Raw genomic sequence first — 12,716 nt, 5'->3', positions numbered from 1 at the left:
TGAACTTCGCTCCCGCTAAACTAGCATGGCTGAAAAGCAAAGCTAACGGGAGAGCGCCTGCAATGACGAACCTGAAACCCGTCGAATGTCCGCTGCGCAAGGTTGAAGCCGCGTGGGTGGACCTCAACGGTCACATGAACATGGCCTATTACCATCTGCTATTCGATGAATCGCTCGACAGGGCCTTCAGCGAACTCGGCATCGGCTGGGACTATACGCAGGCGGGCGACGGCTCGTGCTTCACCGCCGAAGTGCATGTCTGCTATCTGGACGAATTGAAGGAAGGCGATCCCGTCCGCATCACCTATCAATTGCTCGACTGGGACGCGAAACGCATTCACATCTTCGGCCATATGTACCACGCCGAAAAAGGCTATCTCGCCGCCACGTCGGAGCAGATGTGCGTGCATGTCGACATGAAATCACGCCGCGCCGCCCCCTTTCCCGATGCGATTCAGACGAAAATCGCGAGGATGATGGAAGCTCACAAGGGCATGCCAAGACCCGATCAGGCAGGCCGCGTCATCGGCATCAGGCGGAAGGCGGCGGAATAGGCCGTTCTTTGACCGGGCGAGAGCCGGCGCCGCCCGATCCGGGCTTGCGAGCCTGAATTCAGGCCTCCATATAGTGAAGCAATATGAATGCGGCGCCGCATCAGGCGCCGGCAGCATGCTATATTCCCTGGAATCAAGCTTCCCAACGTAAGTACCCGCATGAGCGACCCATTCGATCTTGGGGCGATCCCCGAAGAAGACACCGCGCGCACGACCAGCGCTGCGGCGATCGCGGGCATGCGCGCACCCTACCTCGAAGGCTTGAACGAGGCGCAGCGCGAAGCAGTCGAAGCTCTGGACGGCCCCGTGCTGGTGCTGGCAGGTGCGGGAACAGGCAAAACCCGCGTGCTGACGACGCGGCTTGCTCATCTGCTTGCCACACGCCGCGCCTGGCCGAACCAGATCCTCGTCGTGACCTTCACGAACAAGGCCGCGCGCGAGATGAAGGAGCGTATCGGTCGCCTCATCGGCGGCGTTGTCGAAGGCATGCAATGGCTCGGCACCTTCCATGCGATCGGCGCGAAGATGCTCCGCCGCCATGCCGAACTTGCCGGGCTGCGCTCCGACTTCACCATTCTCGACGCCGACGATCAGGTGCGACTGATGAAGCAGTTGATCGCGGCTGAGAACATCGACGAGAAGCGCTGGCCCGCGCGACAACTCGCGACATATATCGACGGCTGGAAAAATCGCGGCCTGACGCCGGACAAGGTGCCCGCGGGCGAAGCCCATGCCTTCGCCAATGGCAAGGGCGGCGAACTCTATGCGGCCTATCAGGCACGGATGAAGGTGCTGAACGCCGTCGATTTCGGCGATCTTTTGCTCGAAACGCTGCGCATCTTTCAGGAACACCCCGAAATCCTCGCCGACTATCAGGACCGCTTCAAATATATGCTGGTCGACGAGTATCAGGACACCAACGTCGCGCAATATCTCTGGCTGCGGCTGCTCGCCCAGAAAAATAAGAATATCTGCTGCGTCGGCGACGACGACCAGTCGATCTATGGCTGGCGCGGCGCAGAGGTCGATAACATCCTGCGCTTCGAGAAGGATTTCCCCGGCGCAAAGGTCGTGCGCCTTGAACGTAACTACCGCTCGACGCCGCATATCCTCGGCGCCGCCTCCGGCCTCATCGCCTCGAACGAACAGCGCCTCGGCAAGACGCTCTGGACCGAGATGAATGAGGGCGAGAAGGTCAAGGTTTCTAGCTACTGGGACGGCGAGGAAGAAGCACGCGCCATTGCCGAAGAGATCGAGCAGTTGCAGCGCAAGGGGCACATGCTCCACGAAATTTCGATCCTCGTGCGCGCCTCGTTCCAGATGCGCGAGTTTGAAGACCGCTTCATCAATCTCGGCCTGCCCTACCGCGTCGTCGGCGGCCCGCGCTTTTACGAGCGCGCCGAAATCCGCGACGCAAATGCCTATCTGCGCCTTGTCGCGCAAGGCGACGACGATCTTGCCTTTGAGCGCATCGTCAACAAGCCGCGTCGCGGCCTCGGCGACGTTGCCCTGCAGACGATCCACAAGCTCGCCCGCTCACGCGGCGTATCGCTGATGCGCGCCTCACGGGAAATTATCACGACCGAAGAGCTGAAACCCGCACCGCGCCGCGCGTTGACGGGCTTTGTCGAGATGGTGGAACGCTGGCGTTCGCTGGTGCCCGGCATGCCACATACGGAACTTGCCGAAATCATTCTCGATGAGAGCGGCTATACCGAGATGTGGCAGAACGACAAATCGGCGGATGCGCCCGGCAAGCTCGACAATCTCAAGGAACTCGTGCGCTCGATGGAGCATTTCGAAAACCTTGCCGGTTATCTCGAACACATCTCGCTTGTCATGGAAATCGAGTCGCAGGATTCCGGCGACAAGGTGAACCTGATGACGCTGCACAGCGCCAAGGGGCTTGAATTCGACACCGTGTTTCTGCCCGGCTGGGAAGAAGGGCTTTTCCCTCACCAGCGCTCGCTCGATCAGAGCGGCGTCGCAGGGTTGGAGGAAGAGCGCCGCCTTGCCTATGTCGGCATCACGCGCGCGCGCAAGAACGCCCACATTTCCTTTGCCGCGAACCGGCGCATTCATGCGCTGTGGCAGAGCGCCATTCCGTCGCGCTTCATCGACGAAATTCCCAAAGACCATGTTGAAGTGACCGAAAGCGCGATGAGCGCGGGCAGCTATCAAAATTATGCGCCGAGCCGCTTCGCGCAGGATTTTGCGCAAGGCAGCAGCTATTCAAGCCCCGGCTGGAAACGTGCGCAGGCAAACACACAGACGACATCGAAAGTCCGCCCGCCAAGCGCCGAAGTTCACGGCGATCTCGTCGCGACGAGCGATCCCGCCGCCGCGAGCTATCGCATGGGCGAGCGCGTCTTCCATCAGAAATTCGGCTATGGCGCAGTGAAGGAAATCGACGGCAATAAACTCACCGTGGATTTCGACAAGGCGGGCCGTAAAAAAGTCATCGACAGCTTTCTTGAGCGGCATTGAACCATGAGTCTGTGGAAAGCCTCCTTCGTCGTGCCCTATTTCGTGGCGGAGGCTTTTTCCGAAGCGCTCGAAACCACCTTCACACCCGAACCTCTCTCGGTGATGACGAGCGAAGCCAATGACGGCGTCGCTCATCTGATGAAAACGGCCTCCGACTGGAACGAGGTCGAAGCGCATGGCACCTGGCGTGTCGAAGCTCTTTATGCCGAGGAACCGGAAGCGGAAACGCTGCGCGCGCTGCTCTCCCCGCTGGAGAAAGAAACGGGTGAGGCAATTTCGGAGTTCACTATCGAACCCGTGCCGGAGATCGACTGGGTGGCGCGCTCGCTCGAAGGCCTTGATCCCGTGCGTGCCGGCCGCTTCTTCGTTTACGGCAGCCACGATGCGGACAAGGTGCCCGCAGGCGTCATCCCGCTGCTTGTCGACGCCGGACAGGCATTCGGCACCGGCCACCACGAAACCACGACCGGCTGCCTCGAATTCATCTCCGAAATCGTGCGCCCCGGTGTGCGCATCAACGCGCTTGATGTCGGCACCGGCACAGGCGTACTCGCCATCGCCATTGCCAAGCTCGCCCGCTGCAATGTGCTCGCCTCCGACATAGATCCCGTCGCCGTCCGCGTCACGGTCGAGAACGCGCACGAAAACGGCGTGGCGCCATTCCTCAGAGCCGTGACGGCCAAGGGCTTCAGCCACCCTCTGCTCCGTGTCCGCGCGCCTTATGACCTCATTGTCGCAAATATCCTCGCCCGGCCGCTCGTCTCGCTCGCACCAGCCTTCCGTGCGCACTTGAAACCCGGTGGCACGCTGATCCTGTCCGGACTTCTGCAGGACCAGGAAGCCATGGTCACAAGCGCGCTTCGGGCAAAAGGCCTCTTTCTGCGCGCCCGAAAGCCCATGGGCGACTGGGTAACGCTCCGTATCGACGGTTAGCTCGGTTGCACTGCTCCAACGCCAACGCCATATTAGACCCATGTTCCAGACCTATGACGACACAGCCAATCCCGCCCTCGGTGCCGAACGCGCCAAACGCCTCCGCGATGAGCTGAGGCAGCGCGGGCTTGACGGCTTTCTGATCCCCCGCGCCGATGAGCATCAGGGCGAATATGTGCCGCCCCATGCCGAACGGCTGCGCTGGCTCACCGGATTTTCAGGTTCGGCGGGACTTGCCATCGTTCTGCTCGACAAGGCCGCGATCTTTATCGACGGACGCTACACGCTGCAGGTCCGTACACAGACGGATATCGACGTCTTCGAACCCAGACACCTGATTGAAGAACCGCCCGCACGCTGGATCGAAGAAAATCTGCCCAAGAGCGCAAAGCTTGCCTACGACCCGTGGCTGCACACGGTCGACGCCGTCGCGCGTTACAAGGCAGCGGCAGAAAAGGCAGGCGGCACACTCGTTCCCGTCGAGAGCAATCCGCTGGATGCCGTCTGGGCGGATCAGCCACCGCCGCCATCGGCACCCATTCACCCCCACGGCCTGCAATATGCGGGCGAAGCCTCATCGCAAAAGCTGAAGCGCGTTTCCGCTTCGCTGGATGGTGCTGACGCCGCCATGCTCACCATGCCGGATTCAATCGCCTGGGCTTTCAATATTCGCGGGCAAGATGTCGGCCACACGCCCCTGCCCCTCTCCTTCGCGCTGCTCCATGCCGATGGACATGCGGAACTGTTCATCGATGAACGCAAAGTAGGCCCCGAAGCGCGTGCGCATCTCGGCAATGTCGTCAGCATCCGACCGAGCAGCGACCTTGCTTCTGCTCTCGATGAACTGGGCACACAGAAAAAAACCGTCCTCATCGATCCGGCGACTTGCGCTTCATGGATCAATGATCGCTTGAAGGCGGTAGGCGCAACGGTGAGGCGCGGCACCGACCCTTGCGAGTTGCCCAAGGCTTGCAAGAATGCCGCGGAAATCGACGGCACACGTGCCGCCCATCTGCGCGATGGCCGCGCGCTGACGCGCTTCCTCGCCTGGCTCGGCACGACAGCGCCCAAAGGGGGCGTGGACGAAATCACGGCCTCGAAGAAACTCGAAGCCTTTCGCGCCGATACCGGCGAATTAAAGGATCTGAGCTTCGACACAATCTCAGGCGCAGGCGCAAACGGCGCCATCGTCCATTACCGCGTGACGCAGGGCACGAACCAGCCGTTGCAACCCGGCGAGCTTTTCCTCGTCGATTCCGGCGCGCAATATCTCGACGGTACGACCGACGTGACGCGCACCGTCGCCATCGGCACGGCCAACGCCGAACAGCGCGACCGCTTCACCCGCGTCTTGAAGGGCCATATCGGCATCGCGACCGCGCGCTTTCCCGATGGCACCTCCGGCTCGCAACTCGACGCATTGGCGCGCATGGCGCTGTGGAAAGCCGGTCTCGACTACGATCACGGAACAGGCCACGGCGTCGGCTCGTACCTTTCGGTGCATGAGGGCCCGCAGCGCATCTCAAAGCTCGGTTCCGTGCCACTGAAACCCGGCATGATCATTTCGAACGAGCCCGGTTATTACAAAACGGGCGCTTACGGCATTCGCATCGAAAACCTGCTGGTCGTGACGCCCGCCGCCATGATCGAAGGCGGCGAACGCCCGATGCTCGGCTTCGAAACATTGACGCTCGCCCCCATCGACCTTGCCTGCGTCGAGAAAACCCTTCTGACGGCTGAAGAAGTCGAATGGCTCAACGCCTATCACGCGCGCGTGCGCGAAGCGCTGACGCCGGGCCTCGACGAGGCGACGGTCGCATGGTTGAGAGACGCAACGCGGGCGATCTGATTTCCCCAATCGTCATGGCCGGGCTTGACCCGGCCATCCACGTCTTTCTTTACGTCTGCGCCGCGCTGAAGATGTGGATACGCGGGCCAAGCCCGCGCATGACGGGTATAGAGAGGCCTCGCTCACCCGCGCGCCACTAGCCGAGCGCCAATGCACCGCTTTCATGATTGCTTTGCCGCGTTTAAGTTCTTTGTAGGCGGATATTTACTGGTGTTTGAAAGAGACAACTCAAACGAGGAGAATGAAGTGGGCCATCGGCTGGTGTGTTGTCTGGGACTGTTCTTGTTAACCTGCGCCACCAACGCATTAGCCTGCTCTGTCGATCCAAGCGCCCAGAGGAGACCCGAAGATTTGTTTTCCGACGCCGCCACTGTCGTGGTCGCCCACCTAACCAAGGTTGAGGAGATCGACGCTCCTAACGAAAACAATCGGATGGGAGTGATCCAGGGTACGTTCCGCCCTATCGAGGTGATCAAGGGTAAGCTACCGGCCGGCAACAAGGTCAAGAGCCCGGCATTCGGTCCGGGCAATTGCTCCATTCCACTGCTCGCAGGCATGGACTACGTCTTCTATCTCGACGGCAAACTGAACTACGTCACCTGGGTCACCGGGTCAGAGCTGCTCGACGAGCTGGACTCACCGTCGGCGCGGCAGGTTCTCGAGAAACTGCACAAGCTCAAGAAATAACTCCGAGCCTTCCAATCGTCATGGCCGGGCTTGACCCGGCCATCCACGTCTTTCTTTACTTCTGCGCCGCACTGAAGACGTGGATACTCGGGCCAAGCCCGCGCATGACGGATGTAGAAAGGCACCGCCTCAGCCACCCGCCATCTCGATCCATTCATCTTCCGAGATGACCTTGACGCCAAGCGCCGCAGCCTTGGCGAGTTTTGAGCCTGCGTCAGCGCCCGCAACCAGAATATCGGTCTTGGCCGAAACGCTGCCCGCAACCTTCGCGCCGAGATGCTCCGCACGCGCTTTCGCCTCAGCGCGCGTCATGCGTTCCAGCGAGCCGGTAAAGACGACCGTCTTTCCTGCAACCGGCGACGAGGTTTCTTGCGCGGGGAGTGGCACAGCTTTGACGCCCGCCTCTTCAAGCGACTTCAGAACCTCGCGATTGTGCTCCTCAGCGAAAAAATCGATGAGCGCTTCGGCAAGCACATCGCCGACACCATCGATCGACAGCAGATCGCGATAGGCATCGCTGTCGTGATCGGCCGCCTTCTCCATCTCTTCGGTGAAATGCTGAAGCGTGATATAGCTTCGTGCAAGCAGCCGCGCATTTGTCTCGCCGACATGACGTATGCCGAGGCCGAAGATGAAACGGTCGAGATCGATTGTGCGGCGCTCATTGATTGCGGCAAAAAGCTTCTTCGCCGATGTATCGCCCCAGCCTTCGCGGTTTTTCAGCTTCTTCAGACTGTCTGCGTCACGCGCTTCCAGCGTGAAAATATCGCCCGGCTGCTTGATGAGGCCGTCGGCGTAAAACGCCGCGATCTGTTTCTCGCCAAGACCTTCAATATCGAACGCATTGCGCGAGACGAAATGGCGAAGCCGCTCGACCGCCTGCGCCGGGCATATAAGGCCGCCCGTGCAACGGCGCACGACATCGAGCTTGCCCGTCTTCGGATCGGCCTCGCGCACCGCATGGCTACCGCATGCGGGGCAGAGTTCAGGAAATTTGAAGCGCTTCGCACCCTTGGGGCGTTTCTCAAGCACGACGCGCACGATCTGCGGGATCACATCGCCCGCGCGCTGCACGACCACCGTGTCGCCAATGTGAATGTCCTTGCGCTCGATCTCGTCTTCATTGTGCAGCGTTGCATTGGAGACGACGACGCCGCCGACGGTTACAGGATGCAGCCGCGCCACAGGCGTCAACGCGCCGGTACGGCCAACCTGAATGTCGATGTCTTCGAGAACCGTCATCGCCTGTTCGGCTGGAAACTTGTGTGCCACAGCCCAGCGGGGCGAACGCGAAACAAAACCGAGGCGGTCTTGCAAATCGAAGCCGTTCACCTTGTAAACGACGCCGTCAATGTCATAGCCGAGGCTCGCGCGTTTTTCCTCGACGTCGTGATAGAAGGCGAGCAACTCCTCTATCGACTTGCAGACGCGAAACAGCGGGTTGACCGGGAAGCCCCATTTTCGGAACTGGTCCATCACGCCCGATTGCGTGTCGGCCGGTATCTCGCTCGCTTCGCCCCATGTATAGGCGAAGAAACTTAAAGGCCTGCTCGCCGTGATCTTCGGATCGAGCTGGCGCAGTGAACCCGCCGCGGCGTTGCGCGGATTGGCAAAGAGCGGCTTTCCGTCCTTTGCCTGACGCTCGTTGATCGCGGCGAAATCCGCATGGCTCATATAGACCTCGCCGCGCACCTCGAACACGTCTGGCAGGTTCCGGCCCTTGAGCTGATGCGGAATATCTTTGATCGTCCGCAAATTTTCGGTGACGTTCTCGCCTTCGCGCCCGTCGCCGCGCGTCGCGCCCTGAACAAAGCGGCCATTCTCATAGCGGAGAGCGGCAGAAAGCCCGTCGATTTTCGGCTCCGCCGTCACGGCGAGCTCGGCGTCGCCCTTGAGATTGAGAAAACGGTGCACCCGGTTCCAGAACTCGACGACATCGGCATCGTCAAATGCATTGGAGAGCGAAAGCATCGGTACTTTATGCACGACCTTGCCGAACGCATCTGCGGGCGCAGCACCGACACGCTTGTTCGGACTGTCCTCGCGGACAAGCTCGGGGTAGCGCTTTTCGATCTCGTCATTGCGCCGCCGCATGGCGTCATAAGCAGCATCGGAAATTACGGGCGCATCTTTTTGATAATAGAGCTTGTCGTGCTGCGCGATTTCGCTCGCCAGTCGCTCCAGCTCTTCCGCCGCTTCCTCGAAGGTGAGCTGATCGACCGGCTTGTCACTATCGACGCTACTCACGACTGGCTCCCGATCAACTTTCCCGCAGCCGCGCGCGCTTCATCTGTAACGGTTGCACCGGCGAGCATGCGCGCAATTTCCTCACGCCGCTCCGGCGCGTCGAGAACATCGACACGCGTGGCGACGCGCGCATCTTTCGCCTTTTTCTCGCTTTTGGAAATACGCAAGTGATGCTGCGCGCGCGCGGCCACCTGCGGCGAATGCGTGACGACCAGTACCTGCGCCACTTTCGACAATTCCGCAAGACGAAGCCCAACGGCCTCGGCCACGGCGCCACCGACACCGGCATCGACCTCGTCAAAAATAAGCGTCGCCGCGCTGCCCTGCGAAGCAAGCGCCACCTTGAGCGCCAGCACAAAGCGCGACAGCTCACCGCCCGAAGCGATCTTGATGAGCGAGCCTAGCGGCGCGCCGGGATTGGTCGAGATCAGAAACGAAACCCGGTCGAGACCGTCCGGCCCGGCATTTTCCGGCGCCAACTGCTCAACCGATGTCTTGAACGTCGCCTTGTCGAGCTTCAGCGGCTTCAGCTCACGCATCACTTCCTGGTCGAGCTTCGCTGCCGCCTTGATACGCGATGCGGAAAGCGCTTCGGCAACCTTGAGATAGGCAGCACGCGCCTCATCAGCCGTCTGTTTCAATGCCGCGAGCTTTGCCTCGCCGCCTTCAATATCCGCGAGTTCATTTCTGAACTTGTCCGCAAGCGCCGCGAGATTATCGACGGTGACATTGTGCTTGCGCGCTGCGGCCCTCAGCGCGAAGAGGCGCGTCTCGGCGCGCTCGAGCCGCTGCGGATCGAACTCCAGTGCCCGTGTCGCCCGCGCCAGCTCATCGCGCGCCTCGGCGGCCTCGACAAGCGTCCGGTCTAGCGCTGCAATCGAGGCATCGAGCCGCCCGCCCACCTGTTCGGCAGCGCGCGAAAGCCGCCGCATGGCCTGCGCAAGGCGCGCCTCGAGCCCGCCATTCCCGGCCAACGCATCCTGCGCTTCGATGAGATCGGCAGCAATCTTCTCCGAATGCATCATCAGGATGCGCTCTTCGGCAAGCTTTGTTTCTTCGCCCGGCTCCGGCGAAAGCTCATCAAGCTCACCGACGACGTGGCGCAAATAATCCTGCTCCGCGCGCGCTCGGGCAAGCAATGCTTCGTGTTCGGTGAATGCAGTTCGAGCTTCGGCGGCTGCAGCCCAAAGCCGGCGCACATCGAGAGCCTTGCCCTCAAGCCCGCCAAAAAGATCGAGCAACGCGCGATGACCCGACGCATCGAGCAGCCCGCGCTCATCATGCTGCCCGTGGATTTCGACGAGCTCGTCGCCGATCTGGCGGAGCAAGCCGATGCTGACAGGCTGATCGTTGATGAAAGCGCGGGTGCGCCCGTCCTTCGCCTGAATACGGCGAAGAATGAGGTCGCCTTCACCGTCGAGCCCATTTTCCTTGAGAATGGCGCGGGCCGGATGCGCAAGCGGCACATCGAAAACAGCGGTGACGCTGCCCTGCTCCGCCGCCTGGCCGACAAGCCCCGCATCGGCGCGACCGCCGATGGCAAGCCCAAGCGCATCCAGAAGAATGGATTTACCCGCGCCCGTCTCGCCGGTCAGCGCACAGAGGCCGGACGCGAGCGCAAGCTCGAGCCTATCGATGAGTACAATGTCGCGGATCGACAGCGCAGCGAGCATATGGACACGCTTCTAGAAGACGGTGTGCCAGGCCTTGCTGATCCAGGATTCTTTGTTTTCCTCGGGCTTGAGGCCCTGACCCGCGAGGAGCCCATAGCTGTCCTGATACCAGTCGCTACCCGGATAATTGTAGCCGAGGATAGCCGCCGCCGTCTGCGCTTCACTCTTGATGCCAAGCGACAGATAGGCTTCGACCAGCCGGTGCAGTGCTTCCGGCGTATGTGTCGTCGTCTGATATTGCTCGACGACAACGCGGAAGCGATTGATCGCCGCGATGTAGTCGTGCTTCTTCAGGTAATAGCGACCGATCTCCATCTCTTTGCCGCCGAGATGGTCGCGCGTCAGGTCGAATTTGAGACGGGCGTCGCGCGCATATTCGCTCTGCGGAAAGCGCTGGATCACAGCCGTCAGGGACGCGAGCGCGTTCTGCGTCATCTGTTGATCGCGGCCCACGTCGGAAATCTGCTCGTAATAGCAAAGCGCGACGAGATAATAGGCGTAGGAGACTTCCTTGCTGCCGGGATGCAGCGAGATGTAGCGCTGCGCGGTCAGGATCGCATCGTCGTATTCATTGACCTTGTAATGCGCATAAGCAGACATCAGCGTCGCGCGCCGCGCCCACACCGAATAGGGATGCTGGCGTTCGACTTCGTCGAATTCCGCAGCCGCCTTCTGGTAGCTGCCGTCAGCCAGCAGATCCATTGCCTTGTTATAGATCTGCTCGACAGGGCGCTCCTCGTAGGGCACCTCCGCATCGGACGAGCAACCGCCGATAAATGCGAGCGACCCAACAATGAGCACGCCAAACAATGCAGCGCGCAAACGTTCAACCTGAATATGCGGGGTAAGCAGCTTGGCCTCACTCATGCCGGCAAAGTCCATTTCCAACGGTCACCCGGCAGAACCGTTCCAACCATCGGAACGAGGCCATATCATAGCGATTCCGGGAGCGTGACAAGGCCCCGGCGCGTTCAGCCGGCACCCCCGCGCCAGAGCACGTTCTAGCTCAAACTGACGCAGGAAACCATAGCGAGAAGACCTGAAAACAGGTTTGTCGTAGCCGATAGAAAACCAAGGGGATTTCTGGGATATAGCGATTGGCGCCGCTAACAGACTTATTCGGCAGGAACAGCCATGGCGCGCCGGGGCTCAGCCATCGGCGTCCCAAGCTCGACAATCTCCCAGGCCGACTTGTCCGCAAACAATGCCCGCAAAACGCGGTTGTTCATGGCATGGCCTGCCCGCAGACCCTCATAGCGGCCAATCAGCGGCGCGCCAGCAAGCGCCAGATCGCCGACAGCGTCGAGCACCTTGTGGCGGACAAATTCATTGTCGAAGCGCAGGCCCTCTTCGTTCAGGACCCGGTCACCATCGACAACGACGGTATTTTCGAGCGAACCGCCAAGACCGAGACCCGCCTTCCACATCGCTTCGACATCCTTGAGGAGGCCGAAGGTGCGGGCGCGAAGAATTTCATCGCCAAAAGCCGGATCGTGGAAATCAGCCTCGATGGTCTGACGGCCGATCACCGGATTGTCGAAATCGATCTCGAAGGCGAGCTTGAACCCTTCGTCGGGGAGCAGAGCAGCCCTCTTCAGGCCATCCTCCACCACGACGGGCTTCAGAATGCGAATGGCGCGGCGCGATGCATTGAGCGGCTTCAGGCCAATTGCCTCGATCGTCTCGACAAAAACCTGCGAACTGCCATCCATGACAGGAATCTCAGGCCCGTTGATCTCTATGAAGACATTATCGACGCCAAGACCCGACAGAGCCGCCATCAGATGCTCGACAGTGCCGACCGAAGTGCCCGCCTGATTGCAGATGACGGTCGAGAGCATCGTGTCGCCGACGTGATCGTAGCGCGCGGGAATATCCGTGACATCAGCCGCTGCGTCATCGAGATCGGTACGACGAAAGACAATGCCGAAACCCGCACCTGCCGGATGCATATCCATGCGGATCATGCGGCCGGTATGGAGCCCCACGCCTTCAAGGACGATCGGCGCATTCAGTGTCGTCTGCGGACAGGCCACAGCACGACCGGCACGCTCGCGGCGATGTGCCCGCGCTTCGTCCAGCATGACTGTGTCGAACTCTGTCCTGCGCACCGAATTATCCTTTGCCAATTTTTCTACAGATGCTTTCTACCAGCCGGCCAAGGCACTCACAAAACACGCTTTCTTTCAAATTGTTACCATTCGAAAGATCTCATAAGTCATTGATATAAAAAGCGAAACCTCGCCCACCCGGATGCGCGTTCCGAGTAGACGAGGTTTGCAGCGG

Annotated in this window: 9 protein-coding genes; 5 read left to right on the top strand and 4 right to left on the bottom strand. The window is 60.6% G+C overall.

Annotation, left to right across the window (positions count from 1 at the left end):
* The first annotated feature begins 62 nt into the window (after positions 1-62).
* The 5 genes from WA943_RS10515 to WA943_RS10495 all read left to right on the top strand — a co-directional run bounded on the left by WA943_RS10515 (position 63) and on the right by WA943_RS10495 (position 6,510).
* A complete protein-coding gene (locus WA943_RS10515) occupies positions 63-554 on the top strand; it encodes a thioesterase family protein (protein WP_424469825.1) in 492 nt (163 codons plus the stop codon).
* A 159-nt stretch (positions 555-713) separates the two neighbouring features.
* Positions 714-3,041, top strand: coding sequence for an ATP-dependent helicase (locus tag WA943_RS10510; protein WP_424469824.1), 2,328 nt, complete (start codon positions 714-716; stop codon positions 3,039-3,041).
* 3 nt (positions 3,042-3,044) lie between these two features.
* Positions 3,045-3,974, top strand: coding sequence for a 50S ribosomal protein L11 methyltransferase (locus WA943_RS10505; RefSeq protein ID WP_424469823.1), 930 nt, complete (start codon positions 3,045-3,047; stop codon positions 3,972-3,974).
* A gap of 40 nt (positions 3,975-4,014) precedes the next feature.
* Positions 4,015-5,823: an aminopeptidase P family protein gene (locus tag WA943_RS10500; RefSeq protein WP_424469822.1), complete on the top strand. Its 1,809-nt coding sequence runs from the start codon at positions 4,015-4,017 to the stop codon at positions 5,821-5,823.
* Positions 5,824-5,973: 150 nt separating this feature from the next.
* On the top strand, positions 5,974-6,510 hold the full coding sequence (locus WA943_RS10495; RefSeq protein WP_424469821.1) for a hypothetical protein: 537 nt from the start codon (positions 5,974-5,976) through the stop codon (positions 6,508-6,510).
* Positions 6,511-6,639: 129 nt separating this feature from the next.
* On the opposite strand, the gene ligA is transcribed toward WA943_RS10495, so the two are convergent.
* The 4 genes from ligA to lpxC form a co-directional block, all read right to left on the bottom strand.
* Complete coding sequence (gene ligA / locus WA943_RS10490) at positions 6,640-8,757, bottom strand: NAD-dependent DNA ligase LigA (RefSeq protein ID WP_424469820.1); 2,118 nt, start codon at positions 8,755-8,757, stop codon at positions 6,640-6,642.
* Positions 8,754-10,430, bottom strand: coding sequence for a DNA repair protein RecN (gene recN, locus WA943_RS10485; RefSeq protein ID WP_424469819.1), 1,677 nt, complete (start codon positions 10,428-10,430; stop codon positions 8,754-8,756). The genes ligA and recN overlap by 4 nt, the downstream gene beginning before the upstream one ends.
* A gap of 12 nt (positions 10,431-10,442) precedes the next feature.
* Complete coding sequence (locus WA943_RS10480; RefSeq protein ID WP_424469818.1) at positions 10,443-11,297, bottom strand: outer membrane protein assembly factor BamD; 855 nt, start codon at positions 11,295-11,297, stop codon at positions 10,443-10,445.
* A 248-nt stretch (positions 11,298-11,545) separates the two neighbouring features.
* Positions 11,546-12,514, bottom strand: a complete 969-nt coding sequence (gene lpxC / locus WA943_RS10475) for a UDP-3-O-acyl-N-acetylglucosamine deacetylase (RefSeq protein WP_424469866.1) — start codon at positions 12,512-12,514, stop codon at positions 11,546-11,548.
* Positions 12,515-12,716: the final 202 nt, after the last annotated feature.

Origin of the sequence: Parvibaculum sp. (assembly GCF_049651025.1) — a bacterium.
Taxonomy (GTDB): domain Bacteria; phylum Pseudomonadota; class Alphaproteobacteria; order Parvibaculales; family Parvibaculaceae; genus Parvibaculum.
The sequence above is the reverse complement of the archived record's forward strand: the minus strand, read 5'-3'. Positions and strand labels throughout refer to the sequence as shown.

Excerpts from the sequence above, each read along its gene's own strand:
- WA943_RS10515 (WP_424469825.1), top strand. The coding sequence starts at position 63 with ATGACGAACCTGAAACCCGTCGAATGTCCGCTGCGCAAGGTTGAAGCC.
- WA943_RS10510 (WP_424469824.1), top strand. The coding sequence starts at position 714 with ATGAGCGACCCATTCGATCTTGGGGCGATCCCCGAAGAAGACACCGCG.
- WA943_RS10505 (WP_424469823.1), top strand. The coding sequence starts at position 3,045 with ATGAGTCTGTGGAAAGCCTCCTTCGTCGTGCCCTATTTCGTGGCGGAG.
- WA943_RS10500 (WP_424469822.1), top strand. The coding sequence starts at position 4,015 with ATGTTCCAGACCTATGACGACACAGCCAATCCCGCCCTCGGTGCCGAA.
- WA943_RS10495 (WP_424469821.1), top strand. The coding sequence starts at position 5,974 with ATGCACCGCTTTCATGATTGCTTTGCCGCGTTTAAGTTCTTTGTAGGC.
- recN (WP_424469819.1), bottom strand. The coding sequence starts at position 10,430 with ATGCTCGCTGCGCTGTCGATCCGCGACATTGTACTCATCGATAGGCTC.
- WA943_RS10480 (WP_424469818.1), bottom strand. The coding sequence starts at position 11,297 with ATGAGTGAGGCCAAGCTGCTTACCCCGCATATTCAGGTTGAACGTTTG.
- lpxC (WP_424469866.1), bottom strand. The coding sequence starts at position 12,514 with ATGCTGGACGAAGCGCGGGCACATCGCCGCGAGCGTGCCGGTCGTGCT.